The 16,485-nt window shown below is 70.0% G+C and carries 14 protein-coding genes; 4 read left to right on the forward strand and 10 right to left on the reverse strand.

The features are described 5' to 3' along the window. Positions 1-9: 9 nt before the first annotated feature. Complete coding sequence (locus AB0M59_RS25630; RefSeq protein WP_364619313.1) at positions 10-1,233, reverse strand: lipase family protein; 1,224 nt, start codon at positions 1,231-1,233, stop codon at positions 10-12. An 88-nt stretch (positions 1,234-1,321) separates the two neighbouring features. On the opposite strand from AB0M59_RS25630, the gene AB0M59_RS25635 reads away from it, so the two are divergent. Continuing rightward, on the forward strand, positions 1,322-1,966 hold the full coding sequence (locus tag AB0M59_RS25635) for a TetR/AcrR family transcriptional regulator (RefSeq protein WP_364619316.1): 645 nt from the start codon (positions 1,322-1,324) through the stop codon (positions 1,964-1,966). Between the two features lie 5 nt (positions 1,967-1,971). Here AB0M59_RS25635 and AB0M59_RS25640 read toward each other — a convergent pair whose 3' ends face one another. The 3 genes from AB0M59_RS25640 to AB0M59_RS25650 all read right to left on the reverse strand — a co-directional run bounded on the left by AB0M59_RS25640 (position 1,972) and on the right by AB0M59_RS25650 (position 5,333). Beyond that, positions 1,972-3,135 (reverse strand): GGDEF domain-containing protein, encoded by a 1,164-nt coding sequence (locus AB0M59_RS25640; RefSeq protein WP_364619368.1) that lies wholly within the window; start codon positions 3,133-3,135, stop codon positions 1,972-1,974. Between the two features lie 321 nt (positions 3,136-3,456). Further along, positions 3,457-4,710: an MFS transporter gene (locus tag AB0M59_RS25645; RefSeq protein WP_364619318.1), complete on the reverse strand. Its 1,254-nt coding sequence runs from the start codon at positions 4,708-4,710 to the stop codon at positions 3,457-3,459. A gap of 332 nt (positions 4,711-5,042) precedes the next feature. Continuing rightward, on the reverse strand, positions 5,043-5,333 hold the full coding sequence (locus AB0M59_RS25650) for a hypothetical protein (protein WP_364619321.1): 291 nt from the start codon (positions 5,331-5,333) through the stop codon (positions 5,043-5,045). Positions 5,334-5,581: 248 nt separating this feature from the next. Here AB0M59_RS25650 and AB0M59_RS25655 point away from each other — a divergent pair, with 248 nt between their 5' ends. Continuing rightward, positions 5,582-7,459 (forward strand): FAD/NAD(P)-binding protein, encoded by a 1,878-nt coding sequence (locus tag AB0M59_RS25655; RefSeq protein ID WP_364619324.1) that lies wholly within the window; start codon positions 5,582-5,584, stop codon positions 7,457-7,459. Here the strand turns inward: AB0M59_RS25655 and AB0M59_RS25660 are convergent. The 4 genes from AB0M59_RS25660 to AB0M59_RS25675 form a co-directional block, all read right to left on the reverse strand. Continuing rightward, positions 7,443-8,549 (reverse strand): glycosyltransferase, encoded by a 1,107-nt coding sequence (locus AB0M59_RS25660; RefSeq protein ID WP_364619326.1) that lies wholly within the window; start codon positions 8,547-8,549, stop codon positions 7,443-7,445. The two genes, AB0M59_RS25655 and AB0M59_RS25660, sit on opposite strands and share 17 nt — an antisense overlap. A 17-nt stretch (positions 8,550-8,566) precedes the next feature. Beyond that, on the reverse strand, positions 8,567-9,460 hold the full coding sequence (locus AB0M59_RS25665) for a glycosyl hydrolase family 18 protein (RefSeq protein ID WP_364619329.1): 894 nt from the start codon (positions 9,458-9,460) through the stop codon (positions 8,567-8,569). A gap of 140 nt (positions 9,461-9,600) precedes the next feature. After that, positions 9,601-10,239, reverse strand: a complete 639-nt coding sequence (locus AB0M59_RS25670) for an HNH endonuclease family protein (protein ID WP_364619332.1) — start codon at positions 10,237-10,239, stop codon at positions 9,601-9,603. Between the two features lie 140 nt (positions 10,240-10,379). Further along, the gene (locus AB0M59_RS25675) at positions 10,380-11,024 is read right to left on the reverse strand and encodes a hypothetical protein (RefSeq protein WP_364619371.1); all 645 of its coding nucleotides are present in this window, start codon (positions 11,022-11,024) and stop codon (positions 10,380-10,382) included. Positions 11,025-11,138: 114 nt separating this feature from the next. Here AB0M59_RS25675 and AB0M59_RS25680 point away from each other — a divergent pair, with 114 nt between their 5' ends. Then, the gene (locus AB0M59_RS25680) at positions 11,139-12,425 is read left to right on the forward strand and encodes an adenylosuccinate synthase (RefSeq protein ID WP_093946017.1); all 1,287 of its coding nucleotides are present in this window, start codon (positions 11,139-11,141) and stop codon (positions 12,423-12,425) included. On the opposite strand, the gene AB0M59_RS25685 is transcribed toward AB0M59_RS25680, so the two are convergent. Beyond that, a complete protein-coding gene (locus AB0M59_RS25685) occupies positions 12,422-12,919 on the reverse strand; it encodes an OsmC family protein (protein WP_364619335.1) in 498 nt (165 codons plus the stop codon). The genes AB0M59_RS25680 and AB0M59_RS25685 overlap by 4 nt on opposite strands. 436 nt (positions 12,920-13,355) lie before the next feature. After that, positions 13,356-14,990 (reverse strand): Na+/H+ antiporter, encoded by a 1,635-nt coding sequence (locus AB0M59_RS25690; RefSeq protein ID WP_364619374.1) that lies wholly within the window; start codon positions 14,988-14,990, stop codon positions 13,356-13,358. Positions 14,991-15,140: 150 nt separating this feature from the next. Between AB0M59_RS25690 and AB0M59_RS25695 the strand changes: the two genes are divergently transcribed. Continuing rightward, entirely contained in the window at positions 15,141-16,364 is a 1,224-nt protein-coding gene (locus AB0M59_RS25695; RefSeq protein ID WP_364619337.1) for an aromatic acid/H+ symport family MFS transporter, read from the forward strand. Positions 16,365-16,485: the final 121 nt, after the last annotated feature.

The following is a 16,485-nucleotide window of genomic DNA, read 5'->3' on the forward strand; positions in this document are numbered from 1 at the left end:
TCGGCAGGGTCAGAACAGGCCGCAGTTGGAGAACGCCGGGAGGCCGGCGAAGCGGGCCTCCAGCCACGCGAACGCCTCCGGGTACGCGCGCACCGCGGCGAGCACGTGGGTGGGCACCAGCGTCGTGCTGAACTGCACCTTGACGCCCTTGCCGCACCACGTCCGGCCCAGGTCGCGGTCCTGCGCGTAGGGCACGATGTCGTCGAGTGCGCTGTGGACGATCAGCACCGGCGCCGTCGGCTTCAGCGCCCCGATCTTCTGCTCGGCCACCCGCGACCGGTACGGCTCTTCACCGAGGTACGCGACGAGCGAGCGGCCGTCGTTCGTCAGCGTCGACGACTGCGTGAACGCGTGCGCGGCGATCGCCTCCACCGTGCACTCGGTCCGGACCTGCTCGAACAACTGCTTGCCGCGCGCGTTGAGCAGCGCCGGGATGTTCAGCTCCGGGTACGCGTAGTTCATGCTGACCAGCGCGAAGCCGAGGAAGCCGACCGCGTAGTGGCCGTCCAGGTTCTTGGCCACCGAAGCCAGGTCCGCCGGCACCGCGCCCGCGTACGCGCCCTTCAGCTTCAGCTCGGGCGCGTAGCCCGGCTGCAGCTCCGCCGCCGCGGCCGACGCGCCGCCGCCTTGGGAGTAACCCGCGATCGCGACCGGGCCGTCGTCCGGGAGCCCGGCCTCCGGCAGCCGCTGCGCCGCGCGGATCGCGTCGAGCACGGCGTGCCCTTCCGACGCGCGGTTGACGTAGGTGTGGTCGCCCGGCGTGCCGAGTCCCTCGTAGTCGGTCACGACGATGCCGTAGCCCCGCGCCAGCAGCCCGGCGATGAACGGCCCTTCGTACTCGAAGCCGGCGGCAAGCGCTTTCGACGGCGCGCAGTCGTCGCCCTCGCCCTGCGTGCCGACGGCGTAGGAGACGATCGGGCGCGCGCCCGACCCGTGCCAGGCGGTCCGCGGGGTCAGCACCGTGCCGGTGACCGCGATCGGCGAACCGTGCGTGTCGGTGCTGCGGTACATGATCCGCTGGACCCCGGCGTCGGCCTTGATCAGCTTGACGGGGTCGATGTAGAACGTCGACGCCTCGTGCCGGATGACGTCCCCGTCGCTGCCGGCCGGCAGGGGCGAAGGGGGGTCGTAGAACGACGCGGCGGAGGCTTGCGGCGGGCCCAGTGCCACCAGGGCCAGAACGGAAGCCGTGGCGACCGCCGCGGAGAGGGCGCGGCGAGAGAAGATACGCATGCTTGCTCCTCGTTGAGCAGGACTAGTGCGCGGGGAACACCTTTTTGGACAGAGGTGTCGGAAAAAGAATCACGTGAGGTGGACCACCATGTCAAGCCCGGCTCCGCGCGGGCGGCCGCGCAAGCTCCCGGTCGGGGAGCAGCGCGTACGCGTGCTGAGCGCGACGGCGCGCGTCGTCGCGCAGCACGGGATGCAGGGCGCGACGATCGAGCAGATCGCGCGCGAAGCCGGCGTCTCACGCCAAGCCGTCTACGAGCAGTTCGGCGACCGCGGGACGCTGTTCGCCGAGGTCGTGGCGGAAACCGAGGAGCGCGCGTTCGCCGCCATCGCGGGCCCGTCGGTGACCGACCCGCAGCCCGGTCTGCGGGCGTGGGCGCGCGCCAACTACGCCAACATGGTCACCTTCGTCGCCGATCATCCCGAGGGCTACGGCGTGCTCCGCGCGGCGGAGCGCGCGGGCGACCCCGCTCTCACCCGGTTGAGGGAGAGGCTCGCCGTCGTCTACGCCGACGCGAGCCGCAAGCGGTGGGCCGCGCACGGCATCGACTCCGGCCGCGCCGATCGCGCGCTCGTCACGCTCTTCTTCGCGATGACGGAGTCACTGGTGCAGGCGACCTGGGACGGCGAGCCGCCGGACCAGGAAGCCCTGATCGACCTGCTGACCGAATTCACGGTCGGCGGCGTCGCCCGCCTCCAGACGAAGGCGAGCGACGTCATCGACCGGCTGCGATAGGGCGGCTAAGCCGCGGCCAGCGCCACTTCGGCGGACCCCACCACCCGGTTCCGCCCACCGTCCTTGGCCGCGTACACGGCCGCGTCGGCGGACGCCATCACTTCCTCGATCGACGTCCCGTCGAGCGGGTAGGCGGCGACGCCGATGGACGCCGTCTGCCGTTCGATGGCGACGGCGGCGCCGTCGTTGGACTTCGTGCTGATGATCAGCTCGCTGACCCGTTGCCGGATCCGTTCCGCCGTGACGATCGCGTCCGCTTTGGACGTCGAGGGCAGCAGCGCGACGAACTCCTCACCGCCGAACCGGCCGACCAGGTCGTGCGCCCGGGTCTCCTGCCTGACCACGGCGGCCACCGCCTTGAGCACGTCGTCCCCCGCGAGGTGCCCGTAGGTGTCGTTGATCCGCTTGAAGTGGTCGAGGTCGATCATCATGGCGCCGAAGCTGCCGTTGTCCCGCTCGGCGCGCGAGATCTCCCGCTGTGCGCCGTCCTGCCACGTCGTGGCGTTGAGCAGCTGCGTCTTCTGGTCGGTGGTGGCGAGCTCCTCGAGCCGCTTGATCAGCACGGACCGCTGCAGCACGTACAGCGGCAGGATGACCAGCACGGACAGCAAAGGCTCCTCGTTGAGCACCATCACCAGCAGCGCGCCGACGCAGAGGGTGGACAGTTCCAGCAGGTTGTCGTCCATGGTGCCCAGGCAGGACACCGGCGTCGCCTTCTTCGGGTCGGCCAGGTACAGGCCGAGGCCGGTGAGCGCGGTGTTGACCGTGAAGAAGGCCAAACCGGCCAGTGTCACGGTCGCGACGCCGCTGCCGAGCGCCATGTGACCCACGACACCTCCGGCGAAGGCCGACAAAATCATCGTGGTGGCGTTCGCGGCCACGCGGTGAAATTCACCCGGACGGGTGCCGGACCAACTACGGAACGCCAGGTACACGTAGAGCACGAACCCGAGCGCGGCGACGAGCTGCGCCGGAAGGAGCAGGCCGGCGGGCAGCAGCCACACCGAAGTCATCGAAATGTAGGGCCCGTTGCTGAGGATCCGACGCTGGCGCTCCAGTCGCCTGCTGACCTCCGTCTGGGCCACTGCCAGAGCTGTGAGCAGCGCAAACGTCCCCACTTGGGCCAGTGTCACCGGTACGGTCAACACAGAAACGGCCGTCCAGGTCAGCATGACCGTGATCGCGGTCAGCGTCGCGATGATCCAGTCGCGAGGGCGAGTCCACAGTGGCCAGCCCCGTACGCGAGAAATCAAGTCTTGGCCGTCCTGTTCCCCCGATGTGACCATTTTTCCCCCAGACCCTTGCGCGGATGCTCGGTGACAAAGTACTCACAGACAGTTTCAGACCGTTTGCCTGCTGTCCACAAGGGCTTTCGGTGTGTACTTTTTCTTTGACACCGGAACGAGAGGTGGCCAGCGATGCGCGGCAAAGAGCAGTGACCGCACAGCGCACCGCAAGGTCGCGCAGGTCAAGCCCACGCGCGGGGCATGTCAGGCATGTTCGGCGCGTGTGGCTTCTTTGTCGACCCATCTCCCGGGCTCGCCCGCCCGCGCCCACAGCGCGGCCAGCGGCAAGGTGAGCACGATCCCGACGACGCCGAAGATGCCGACGGTGCCGTGCGGGCTCAGCTGATCCGCGAGCACGCCCCCGATCAGCGGGCTGATGCCCATCATCGTGGTCAGCCCGGTGTTGGACAGGCCCATCACCTGCGCGCGCTGCGCGTCGGGCACGGCCAGCGTCAGTGACGCGGTCGCCTGCAGCAGGCACACGGTGCCGAGGCCGCCGGACACGATGAAGAGCACGATCGACGCGATCGGCCCGGGGTTGAGGAAGCAGAGCACGAGCGGGACGGCGCAGAACCCCGACAGCGGGCCGATCAGCTTCGGCCGCACCCGGGCGGGCACCCAGCGCGTGTAGACGAACGTCGCGATGACGCTGCCGATGGGGTCGGCCGCGAGCAGCAGGCCGATCGCTTCGGGGCCGCCGCCGGCCGCCGACACGTACGGCGCGGCGATGCCTTCGTAGACCGGCAGGAGCCCCATCAGCCAGGTGAACAGCACCAGGGTGCGCAGCGGCGAGCTCGCGAACGCCGTCCGGCTGCCGCCGCCGAGCGTCGCGAAGAAGGACTTGCGCTCCTCGCCGCTCGCCGCGGCCGGCCGGGCTTGGACGCCGAGGCGGATGAACAGGGCCGAGAGCACGAAGGTGGCGGCGTCGATGGCCAGGGCCACGTGCGGGTCGAGGGCGATCAGCAGCGCGCCGCCGCCGGCGAACCCGAGCAGCTGCGCGCTCTGCACGGTCATGCTCCGGATGCCCATCCCCACGACGAACCGGTCGCCTTCGAGCACCTGCGGCAGCAGCGCGAGCTGTGACGCCTTGAAGGGCGGATTGACCAGCGAAACCCCGCCGACCAGCACGCACATCAGCCAGAACGGCACGCCGGGGATGGCGACGAGCAGGATCAGGGCGGCGCGCAGCACATCGACGAGCACCATCACGGTGCGGCGGGGGAAGCGGTCGGCGAAGCCGGTCAGGAAGACGCCGCCGAGCAGCGACGGGGCGTAGGTCAGCGCGTACGTGAGGCCGGTCAGCGTGGCGGAGTTGGTCCCGGTGAACACCAGGATGGACAGCGCGACCCGGGCCAGCTGGTCACCGGCGATCGACAGCAGCTCCCCGAACCACAGCGCGCGGAACTCGGCGATCCCGAACACCTCGCGGAACGTGACGCGATCCCGCGGAGCTGCCATGCGCTTTCTCCCGACCTCTCGTGCAGACCGTGCCCTTCGCATGACCGCTGGTGACGAAAGGGGCGAACGGTCATGAGGCAGTCACGGTACGTGAGTTACCTCAGCCAGTGTCCCGTGACTGTTGGTAAATCTCTAGGTTCTTTCGCCGGTATCCAAGGTGTCACGGAGCTTTCCTGGACGGGTCAGACGATAGCCCGCAGTGTCTGGCCGGTCGCCCAGGAGTCACCAATGGATCATTCCGTACCCGATGGCCGGAGGGCCAGAGGCAAAAGTAGCCACCTCGCGTTGGCCAGGTGGCTACCTGGTGGAAGCGGAACTTCCGCAGCGTGGAACTAGAGCCGGTGCTTCTCGATCACCTCGATCGACGCTCGGACCTGCTCGAAGGTGGGCGGGGCCGCCCGGTTGAACACGACGGTCAGGGACCGGCGCGGGACGACCACGAACTCGACGTCGACCCCGGCCGCCTCCGACGCGGCCTCCACGACGTCGCGCCAGTGCTTCGGGTCGATCCCGTCCGGATCGGCCCACTCGTGCGCGAAGATCGCCCAGTTGCCCCTGAGCAGGGTGCCGACCACGTCCTGCGCGGTGTGGACGCGGTGCGGCGGACCTATCTCAGCGGCCAAGTCTTCGCGGTCGCGGCCGTGACATCCGGGGCTCCGCCCCGGACCGGGGGCTTCGCCACCCGGCCCCCCGGAAGACGGGGGGTGCTGCCGAGGCCCGGGCGCCTGGGTGGACTACGGACAAATCCGCTCCTCTCGCCAACCTGCCCCGGGGATTCGGCGCCGCCGGCCGGAGTGTTTGGTTTTATTCCCGGAATTCCGGAGTATGGGAAGGACGCCCTGGTCAGGGCCCCCGGCGTAGCTTCGGGCTCATGGCCGAGCGCGCGCCGTTCACCCTCGCTGTCGTGGGCGCCGGACCCCGGGGGGTCGGCGTCCTCGAGCGGCTCGGCGCGAACTCCGGGCTCCCGCGCGACCGCCGGCTCGAGGTGCACCTGATCGACCCGTTCCCGCCGGGGCCCGGCCGGGTGTGGCGCTACGACCAGTCGCCGCTGCTGCGGATGAACTCCATGCCCGAGGACGTCACCATGTTCACCGACGACTCGGTGAAGATGGCGGGCCCGGTGCGGCCGGGGCCGACGCTGCTGGAGTGGGCGCGGAAGGTGCGTGACGGCGCGCTCGACGCCGAAGTGCCGCCCGGCGTCGTCGCCGAGCTGACCGCGCTCGACAGCTTCGACTTCCCGACCCGGCGGCTGCAGAGCGCCTACCTGACCTGGGTCTACCGCAAGATCCTCGACGACCTGCCCGAGGGCATCGACGTCGTCGAGCACGCCGCGCGGGCGGTCGGGGTCGACGGTCGTACCGTCAGCCTGTCCGACGGTACGACCGTGCGCGCGGACGCCGTCGTGTTCACCGTCGGGCACCTCGACGCCGAACCGGACGAACGGGAGCGCGAGCTCGTGACGTTCGCCGCGCGGCACGGGCTCGCCTACTACCCGGCCGGCTACACCGCCGACGTCGACTACTCCGGCATCGCGCCGGGCGAAACCGTGCTGGTGCGCGGGTTCGGACTGGCGTTCGTCGACCTGATGTTGCTGCTGACCGAGGGCCGCGGCGGCCGGTTCGAGGAGCTCCCGTGCGGCGGCCTGCGCTACCACCCGAGCGGCGCCGAGCCGGTGCTGCACGTCGGCTCGCGGCGCGGAGTGCCCTACCACGCGAAGATCGGCTACCGGCCGCGCGGGAAACCGTTGCGGCTGCCCAGGTTCTTCGACGCCTACGCCATGGACGGGCTCCCCGGGGAGGCGCTCGACTTCCGCGTGGACGTCTGGCCGCTGATCGCGAAGGAGCTGGCCTGGGGCTACTACAACGAGCTGTTCACCGGCCACCCGGACCGGGTGACGATGGACTTCGTCGTGTTCGCCGACGCCTTCGCCGACTTGCCCTGGGATTCGCCCGAGATGCGGGACCTCGTCACGCGGGCGGTACCCGCCGAGGCCGACCGCCTCGACCTCGACCGGCTCGACCGGCCGATGGCGGGCCGCGAGTTCGGTTCGGCGGAGGAGTTCGGCAAGGAGCTGCGGGAGTACGTCGAAGCCGACCTCGCGCGCCGGGCGGACCCGGAGTTCAGCGCCGACCTGGGTGCGTTCACGGCGCTGCTCTCGGTGTACAGCCAGCTGCCGGTACTCGTCCAAAAAGGACGGCTGGACGCGTCATCCCAAGTGTCCGATATGGACGGTTGGTTCCACGGGTTCTTCTCGTACTACGCCAGCGGGCCGCCGCCGCGCCGGCTGGAGGAGCTGCTCGCCCTGCACCAAGCCGGCGTGGTTTCCTTCGCCGGCGCGGACATGCAGGTGACGGCGAATGGCGCGGCGTTCGTCGCGACCAGCGCCAGCTACCCGGGGACGCTTTCGGCGCGGACGCTGGTCGAGGCTCGCCTGCCGGGCCCGAGCGTCACGCGGGCCGCGGACGGCCTGCTCCGGCAGCTGCGCGACTCGGGCGAGCTGGCCGAGGAGACGGTGGCGGACCCGGTGACGGGCGCGTTGCTGCCGTCGGGCCGGATCCACACGCGGGTCTCGGACTCCCGCCTGCTCGACGGCACCGGCCGCCCGCACCCGCACCGCTTCGCCGTGGGCCCGCACACGAGCGCCCGCTCGGCGGCGGCGTTCACCCGGCCCCGGACGAACGCGGCGAGCTTCCGCCAGAACGACGCCGTGGCGCGCGAGATCCTGGCGCTGATCAGCTCGCCCAGCTGACGATTTCGGCCAGTACCTGTTCGGGCGGCGGCATTTCCGCGATCTCGGCCGCGATGCCCCGGGCGATTTCGCGTGGTTTCGGGTCGGTGAGCAGCTCACGCGCCGCCGTCTCGATCGCGTCGATCCGGATCGCGTCGCCCACCAGGGACTTCGCCACGCCCAGCGTCGACAGCGTGTCCGCGTTCGCGAACTGGTCGGCGCCCTGCGGCAGGATCAGCTGCGGCAGCCCGGCCGCGAGCGAGGCGAGCACCGTGCCCGTGCCGCCGTGGTGCACCACCACGCCCGCGTGCTTCAGAACCTCGGCCTGCGGCACGAACCCCGCCGCCTGCACGCGATCCGGCAGCGAGCCGAGAAGAGCGGGATCGCCGGGCCCGAGCGCCACCAGCACGTCCACGTCCAGCCGGGAAAGCGCGCGGATCGCGCCGCGCAGGACGTCCGTCGCGCCGAAGACGACCGTGCCCAGCGTCAGGTAGACGAAGCCGCCTTCCGGGAGCGGCGGCAGCGGGACGTCGGGGTCGTACGGCGTGGGGCGCATCCGGAACACCGTCGGCACGGCCGCGGTGCCCGGGTCGCGGAGGCTGTCCGGCCAGACGTCGACGCAGGCATCGCCGAAAAGCGCGTCCGACGGGAGCGTGCCCCAGAGCGGCCGCAGCCGTTCCGCGGCGACCGCCAGGAGCTCCGGCGGCATCGACCGCCCGATCACGACCGCGACGGCGGGGATGCCCGCTCGCCGCGCCGCCACCCCGGCGCCGACGTCGCTCATCTCGTAGACGACCAGGTCCGGACGCAGTTCGGGCAGCAGCGGCGTCAGGTCCTCGAGCAGCGATCGGGGCAGCAGCTCGGCGAACATCGTGATGCCGACGTCGAGGAAGCCGGCGTTCTCACCGTGCCGCTTCTTGGCTTCGGTTTCAGCCTCGCCGATGCCGATGCCGGCGCGGTGGACTTCAAAACCGAGGTCGCGCACCTTCGGCACGAACGCTTCGCCGGTGCCGAAGACGACCTCGTGACCGGCTGCCGCGGCCGCGTTCGCCAACGGCAGCAAGGGAAACAGGTGGCCGTACGCCGGGCGGCACGTGAACAGGATCCGCACCGCCCTGAGCGTACTCGTCAGCCCTTCACGACCGGAGCGATTTGCTGCGCCCACTGCTGCGGCGCCGACGTCCCGCCGGGCAGGGAGTTGAAGTACTCCCAGCCGTCGATGCCGCCGAAGTCGGCGTACTTGCCGATGAGGCCGCGCACGGTCGACTGGAGTGTCGACATAGCGACGTATCCGCTGCAGTTGGCGGGGTTGGTGACGGTCCCGGCGACGACCTTGCTCGCCGGCACGACCCCGCGCCGGATGATGTTGTCGTAGCCGGACGTGCTGCTCAGCGAGCCCCAGCCGCAGTAGAACTGCGTGTTGAACCAGGAGATCTGGCTGCCGCGGTCGCGGTAGAGCGTGTCGTAGTTGAGGCCGGACAGCCCGCCGCCGCCACTGAGTTCGGTCGCCACCGGGGCGAGAGTGACGAGGAACGAACTGCCGAAGTCGGCTCGGAGCGCGTCGATCAGCTTGTTGAGCGCGCCGTTGGACATGTGCTCTTCGATGTCGAGGTCGATGCCGGAGAGCGAGTACGTCCGGATGAGGTTCCGCAGCAGCGGGTAGTACGTGTCGAACTGGGTTTCGAGGCGCTGGAAGCTGCCCACGGCGGCTCCGCCGACGAAGGCGAGCACGTGGACGCCCTGGCTGCGCAGGGTCGCGAGGTCCTGCCACATCCGCGTGAACTTCGCGGCGTTCGGCGGATCGTCGTTGAGGTGCACGACGCTGTTGGTGTCGAGGTGGATGGCCCCGACGACGACGTCCGTGGCCCCGGCGTCGCGCAGTGGCAGCGGCGAGACGTAGGCGGAGCCGTTGTAGATGGTCTGGTAGTAGACGACAACCCTGCGCCCGGCGGCGGCCGAAGCCGGCACCGCACCCGAAATCATCAGCACCAAGGCCACGAAGGCCACGCCGATCCTCCGCATGGTCCAGACCATAAGTCGCGGTGGGTGGTTGGGGAAACACCCACCGTCGTTTCTGTCCGGTTTCCTGTCTCAGCTCACGTCCCGCACCGAACGGCCGGGGATCGGTGCGCCGGCACCGATCCCCGGCCATCGGCGGGAGGTCAGCAGCGCCCGAGCATGTCCGTCAGGGCGCTCTTCTCGGCGGTGTTGATCGTCAGCTTGAACTTGTACTTCACCGCGGTCCACATCTTCGCGTAGGTGCACCAGTAGCTCGTGAGCGGCGGCTTCCACTGGTCGGGCGACTTGTCGCCCTTCTCCTGGTTGACGTTGTCCGTCACGGCGATCAGCTGCGGGTCGGTGAGGTCGTTCGCGTACGCCTGGCGCTGCGCGGTCGTCCACCCGGCCGCGCCGGTGCGCCACGCGTCGGCCAGCGGCACGACGTGGTCGATGTCCACATCGGACGCGGCGGTCCAGGTTTCGCCGTCGTACGGGCTCTTCCAGCTGCCGGACGTCGCCGCGCAGTCCGACCCGGTGACGACGTTCGTGCCGTCGCGCTTCAACACCACTTCGCGCGTGTTGCAGCTGTTGCCCTGGTCGATCCAGTGCGGGAACTTGTCCCGGCTGTAGCCGGTCTGCGAACCGTCGGCCTTGACGGTGAGGGAAGCGAGCTCGGACTTCGCCGTCGTCGTCGACGGGATGCCCGGCGGGGTGGCCCCCGCGACGCTGACCAGCGTCCCGGAGAGCACGGCGGTGGCCGCGAGAACGGTCAAGGAATGACGAACAGCACGCCTGGTTGGCATTTTGCTGCCTCCGTGTCAGGTGCGGGGACAGCTAACCCTGATACACGGGAGTGGCGAGTGCAACACGTATAGGTGACATGTTGCTGCCCGTTGGTGAACGCTGCGTTGCCACGCGTGCACCCAAGGGTGAAAACCCCAGGTCAGGCCGGACTGCGAACCAACCGGAGATCTTGAGTGTGCCGGTACCACGTCCACTTGTTCACCGCGCGCTCGTGGACGACGTCGTCGCTGACGGGCCGCGTCGGGATGCAGCCGATCTGGAACGCGCGCGAGGAGAACGTCGTCGGCCGCTTGAAGATCGTCCCCTTCACGACGCGGACGGACAGGCCCGGCCCGCCCGGGTCCGGCGTCACCTCGATCGACGAGGCCGGCCCGCGCAGCGCCACCTGCTCGTCGGCGTAGGCCACGCCGCGGACGAGCCGCAGCACCCCGCGCCCGACGAGCACGCCGCCGACGTCGTCGCGGACCAGCGGCACCGGGTCGACCTCCCCGCGCAGGGCGAGCGCCAGCGCCTGCAACGGCGTCTTCGGCAGGTCCCAGAGCGCGGCGACGGCCGAGTCCGGCGACGAGGGCACGAATCCGACCGACACGCCGGAGAGCGCGTCCTTGCGCAGCAGCCGCACGACGATCGCGGCGAGGTCCGCATCGGTGCCCGATACGACCAGGTGATCGTGTTCGCCCAGCAAGGGGTCGATTTCCTTCTTGCCGGGACGGCTGGGCACGCGGATCGATTCGACGTCATCGACTTCTTCGAAGCCCGCCGCGTCCTCGCCACAGGCCACCACTAGTCCGCGCACCCGCAGGACCTCCGTTACAGTCATGCACCGGCATTTCCTCAGCGCCACCGGTGTCCGTCCGGGACACTAAACCTCACGTCGTCGACCACCTTGGAGTGTCACATGCCGGCCATCGTGCTCATCGGTGCCCAATGGGGGGACGAAGGCAAGGGCAAGGCCACCGACCTGATGGGTGACCGCGTCCAGTGGGTCGTCCGCTACCAGGGTGGCAACAACGCCGGTCACACGGTCGTCCTGCCGAACGGCGAGAACTTCGCCCTGCACCTCATCCCGTCCGGCATCCTCACCCCCGGCGTGACGAACGTCATCGGCAACGGCGTGGTGGTCGACCCGGGTGTGCTTCTGGAAGAGCTGTCCGGACTCGAAGCGCGGGACGTCGACACGTCCAAGCTGCTGATCTCCGCCGACGCGCACTTGATCATGCCGTACCACGTGGCCATCGACAAAGTCACCGAGCGCTACCTCGGCAGCCGCAAGATCGGCACCACCGGCCGTGGCATCGGCCCGTGCTACCAGGACAAGATCGCCCGTGTCGGCGTCCGCGTGCAGGACCTGCTCGACGAGAAGATCTTCCGGCAGAAGGTCGAAGCCGCGCTGGAGTTCAAGAACCAGGTGCTGGTGAAGGTCTACAACCGCAAGGCCCTCGACGCGGACCAGGTAGCCGACGAGGTGCTGGCGGCGGGCGAGAAGTTCGCGCACCGCATCGCCGACACGCGGCTGCAGCTCAACCAGGCCCTCGAGCGCGGCGAAACCGTGCTGCTGGAGGGCTCCCAGGGCACGCTGCTCGATGTCGACCACGGCACGTACCCGTTCGTCACGTCGTCGAACCCGACGTCCGGCGGCGCGAGCGCGGGCTCCGGCATCGGCCCGGGCCGGATCACCACGGTCCTCGGCATCCTCAAGGCGTACACCACCCGCGTCGGCTCGGGGCCGTTCCCGACCGAGCTGCACGACGAGTCCGGCGAGTACCTGCGCAAGCAGGGCGGCGAGTTCGGCGTGACGACGGGCCGTTCGCGGCGCACCGGCTGGTTCGACGCGGTGATCGCGCGCTACGCGGTGCGCGTCAACGGCATCACCGACTACTTCCTCACGAAGCTGGACGTGCTGTCCGGCCTCGAAAAGGTGCCGGTGTGCGTGGGTTACGAGGTCGACGGCTTCCGCACGCAGGACATGCCGATGACCCAGACCGACGTGCACCACGCGATCCCGATCTACGAAGAGCACCCGGGCTGGTTCGAGGACATCTCGGCGTGCCGCACGTTCGAGGAGCTCCCGGCGAACGCGCGCGCGTACGTCGAGCGCCTGGAAGAGCTGTCGGGCGCCCGGATCTCGGCGATCGGCGTGGGCCCGGGCCGTGAGCAGACGATCGTCCGGCATCAGTTCGTCTAGGTCAGCTTGGTGCTGACCGGCGTCTCGTTGCGGAAGAGGTCGAGCACCGGGCAGTGCTCGTCGACCTCGCGCTTGAGGTCTTCGTAGCGCTCCCGGCTCGCCGGGCCCGCCAGTTCGACGGACACGCGCACGTCCCCGAAACCGGGGCGGGTGTTGAAGGAGAAGCCGAAAAAGCCGTGCAGGTCGAGGTCGCCGTCGACGGTGACCTTGACCGAGTCGAGCGGAATGCCGCGCTTCGCCGCCCAGAACTGGTAGGTGATGACCTGGCAGGACCCGAGGGCGGCGAGCGCGAACTCGACGGGGTTGGCGGCCTGGTCGGTCCCGCCGAGCGCGGGCGGTTCGTCGACGGTGAAGCTGTGGTCCCGGACTGTGACGTGCACCTCGGTCTTGGTGCCGGGCTTGAGGGTGTGGCCGACGCTGAAGGAGACGGCGGCGTTGTGCGGGTCGGCGTCGACGGCCTTGCGAGTGCCTTCGATGACGTCGGTCAGCGACATGGAGTGCTCCTCGATGATCGGTTTCGTCACAGGGTGGGCGATTTTCCCGAGGAGTGCGCGGGTTCTCAGCTCCTGGGAGTTCCTCACTCGACCGTGGGACGCGAGAACGGTAACGCGAGCGGTAACGGAGCGATAACGAGAGCAGGGACATCGCCGCCGCACCGCAGGAGAACCATTCGTGAAACCGCACAGTGTGGAAACGCACAGCCGAGGTCCGATCGACGTGACTCGGGTCGCCGGATTCCGCACCGCCAGCGCCGATCCCGACGATCTCCGGCGCGCCGTCGCCGCCTCGCCCGGGTACGCCCGGGCCCACGTCGATCAGCAGGCGGCGGTGCTCGAGCTCGTCCTGCAGGCGGGGACCACCCAGCCACGACGCCGTCTTCGTTCCCTCAAAAGGCTTTTGGGTCGCCGGCGCTGACTCGCGCCGGGGTCGTCAGCTCAATCGGTTCGTGAGCGCCGCCATCACCGACATCTCCTCGAGGTCCAGTTCGCGCAACACCTTCTGCAGGACGTCGTCGTCGAGACGGCCGGCGCGGTTCTCCTCGATCATCGCCTTGCGCTGGATGACCAAGAGCTCCTTCCGGGCCTTCGCGAACTGGGCCTGCGGGGTACCGGAGCGGTCCTCGCCCGACAGCTTGATCGTCGCCTCGGCGAACCGGTAGCGCGTTTCCACCAGCCGTTCCAGCCGCTCCTTCAGCCGTGCGACCTTTTCGGGCGGCAGGTCCAGCGAAGCGAGCCGGTCGTGGCTGATTTCGCGCAGCCGTTCGTGCGCCGCCCTCTTCGCGACTTCTCGCGCGGCCAGCTCTTCGGCCTCGTCGCGGGACGTCTCCGACGGGTCCTGCACCTTCAGCACCCGGATCAGCGGCGGCAGCGTCAGTCCCTGGATCAGCACCGTCCCGATCGCCACCGCGAACGCGAACAGCTGGATCTCCTCTCGCCCCGGGGTGCCGGCAGGGACACCGGCGGCGGCGGCCAACGTCACGACGCCGCGCATGCCGGTCCACGACAGCACCGCCAGCGATCGCCACGGCGGGGCCGCCCGCCCGTGGCCGAACAGCCGCAACGTCCGGGGCAGGTAGGCGAAGACGAACACCGCCGGGATCCGCACCAGCATCGTCACCAGCAGCACGACCACCGCCACCAGCGCGAGCGTCCCGTTGTCGCGGGCCGCGTGCTGGGCGCCGTCGAGCACGAACGGCAGCTGCAGCCCCATCAGCGCGAACACCAGCGCCTCCAGCAGGACGTCGATCGACGCCCACACCGATCTGTCCTGCATGCGCGTCGCGGGTGACGCGTAGAGCGAGCGGTTTCCCAGGTACAGGCCGGCCGCGACGACAGCCAGCACGCCCGACCCGCTGAACTCCGCGCCGAACGGGTGCAGGTGCTCGGCGGTGACGTACGCGCCGAACGGCACGATGATCCCGAACGCCGATTCCATCAGCGGGTCGTCGAGCTGGCGCCGGATGAGCACCACGATCGCGCCGATCGCCAGGCCGACCGCGATGCCCAGCACCGTCGCCACGCCGAACACGGCGAACCCGTGCCCGGCCGAGCCGGCGGTGCCCGCGACCGCGGCGAGCGCGACCTTGTACAGCGTCAGCGCGGCGGCGTCGTTGACCAGGCTTTCGCCGGTCAGCACGGCCATCAGCCGGCGCGGCAGCCCGAGCTTGCGCCCGATCGCCACCGCCGTCACCGCGTCCGGCGGCGCCACCACCGCGCCGAAGACCAGCGCCGACGCGAACGGCACGTCCGGCAGCAGGAGGTGCACGACGAGGGCGACGGCCACCGCGGTCACCGCGACCAGCACCACGCCGAGCGCGACGATCGGCCGCAGGTTGGTCTTGAAGTGCGTCACCGAGCTCTCGAGCGACGTCGAGTAGAGCAGCGGCGGCAGCACGACCGTGAGGATCAGCTCCGGTTCCAGCTCCAGCCGCGGCACGCCGGGGATCAGCGCCACCCCGAGCGCGACGACCACCACCAGCAGCGGCGCGGACAGGTTGTAGCGGCGGGCGAACGCGGTCAGCGCGAGCGAACCGGCGAGCACGCCCATCAGCGTCAGGATCTCCACGGACGCGATCTTTCCCCAGGTGGGAGCCATGCGCTCGGCTTCCGCTCAATGGAAGTGACCTGGATTGCGACATAGCGCCCATGCATACTTGTGCGCAATCCGCACACCTGTGCGGAACACGTGCACCGACGCACATCCGGAGGTTCTCCCATGTCCCCTGGCGCCCGCTCCTGGGTCGTGCCCCTGGCCTGGACCGCCGTCCTGCTCGACGGGTTCGACCTGGTCGTGCTCGGCTCCGTGCTGCCCGTGCTGCTGCGTGACCACGTCTGGGGCCTGACCCCCGGCACGGCGTCGCTCGTCTCGACCTTCGGCCTGGCCGGGATGATGCTGGGCGGGCTGGCGATCGGCACCATCACCGACGTCATCGGCCGCCGGAAGTCGCTGATCATTTCGGTGACGCTCTTCTCACTGTGCACGCTGTTGTGCGCCTTCGCGCCTTCGACGTTCATCTTCGGCCTGCTGCGGTTCGTCGCCGGGCTCGGGCTCGGCGGCTGCCTGCCGACGGCCATCACGCTGGTCACGGAGTACGCGCGCCGCGGCAAGTCCGGCAGCGCGACGACCACGGTGATGACCGGCTACCACGTCGGCGCGGTGCTGACGGCGCTGCTGGGCATCGTGCTGATCGCGCCGCTGGGCTGGCGCGCGATGTTCGTAGCCGGAGCCATTCCCGCGGTTTTCCTGATCCCGCTGATGCTGAAGTTCCTGCCGGAGTCCGAGTCGTTCCAAGCGGTTCGGGAGACCGAGCGGTCGGCCGGGCACGCGGTGGCCGGCTTGTTCCGCGGCGGCCTGCTGCGCGCGACGATCGCGTTCTGGGCGACGTCGTTCATGGGCCTGCTGCTGGTGTACGGCCTGAACACCTGGCTGCCGGAGATCATGCGCCAGGCCGGCTACCCGCTCGGCGCGGCGCTGAGCCTGCTGCTGACGCTGAACGTCGGCGGCATCGTGGGCCTGCTCGTCGCGGGCCGGGTCGCCGACCGCGTCGGCATCCGTCCGTCGGCGATCGTGTGGTTCTGCGCGGGTGCGGTGTTCCTCGCGCTGCTGAGCGTGAAGCTGCCCGCCGTCGGGCTGTACGCGGCGGTGTTCCTGACCGGCTGCTTCGTGTTCAGCGCGCAGGTGCTGGTGTACGCCTACATCGGCCGGGTCTACCCGGACGCGATCCGCGCGACCGGCCTCGGCTGGTCCGCCGGCATCGGCCGGATCGGCGCGATCTCGGGCCCGCTCCTCGGCGGCGCGCTCCTGACGGCCGGAATCGCGTACCCGTGGGGCTTCTACGCGTTCGCCGCCGTCGGCGCCCTGGGCGCGGCGGCGGTCTCGGTGGTCCATCCAGGCCGCGAATCCCGGGTCGAAGAACCGGCCCCGGCCGTGACCCCCTGAGTCTGCCGCAGCGGGGTCGTGAGTGAGAAACAGTGTTCTAACCGAGTCGACGGTCAGGCCGCGCAGGTCGAGGTTGAACGAGCTGAGCGACTGCGTGGCGCGCGCGGAGGCCTCCACCCCG

Source organism: Amycolatopsis sp. NPDC051371 (assembly GCF_040682155.1).
Lineage (GTDB): Bacteria > Actinomycetota > Actinomycetes > Mycobacteriales > Pseudonocardiaceae > Amycolatopsis.

Bases quoted from the DNA above. Each gene is read 5' to 3' on its own strand.
- AB0M59_RS25665 (WP_364619329.1), bottom strand. From the start codon at position 9,460: ATGCGGAGGATCGGCGTGGCCTTCGTGGCCTTGGTGCTGATGATTTCG.
- AB0M59_RS25670 (WP_364619332.1), bottom strand. From the start codon at position 10,239: ATGCCAACCAGGCGTGCTGTTCGTCATTCCTTGACCGTTCTCGCGGCC.
- AB0M59_RS25680 (WP_093946017.1), top strand. From the start codon at position 11,139: ATGCCGGCCATCGTGCTCATCGGTGCCCAATGGGGGGACGAAGGCAAG.
- AB0M59_RS25655 (WP_364619324.1), top strand. From the start codon at position 5,582: ATGGCCGAGCGCGCGCCGTTCACCCTCGCTGTCGTGGGCGCCGGACCC.
- AB0M59_RS25695 (WP_364619337.1), top strand. From the start codon at position 15,141: ATGTCCCCTGGCGCCCGCTCCTGGGTCGTGCCCCTGGCCTGGACCGCC.
- AB0M59_RS25630 (WP_364619313.1), bottom strand. From the start codon at position 1,233: ATGCGTATCTTCTCTCGCCGCGCCCTCTCCGCGGCGGTCGCCACGGCT.
- AB0M59_RS25645 (WP_364619318.1), bottom strand. From the start codon at position 4,710: ATGGCAGCTCCGCGGGATCGCGTCACGTTCCGCGAGGTGTTCGGGATC.
- AB0M59_RS25685 (WP_364619335.1), bottom strand. From the start codon at position 12,919: ATGTCGCTGACCGACGTCATCGAAGGCACTCGCAAGGCCGTCGACGCC.
- AB0M59_RS25635 (WP_364619316.1), top strand. From the start codon at position 1,322: ATGTCAAGCCCGGCTCCGCGCGGGCGGCCGCGCAAGCTCCCGGTCGGG.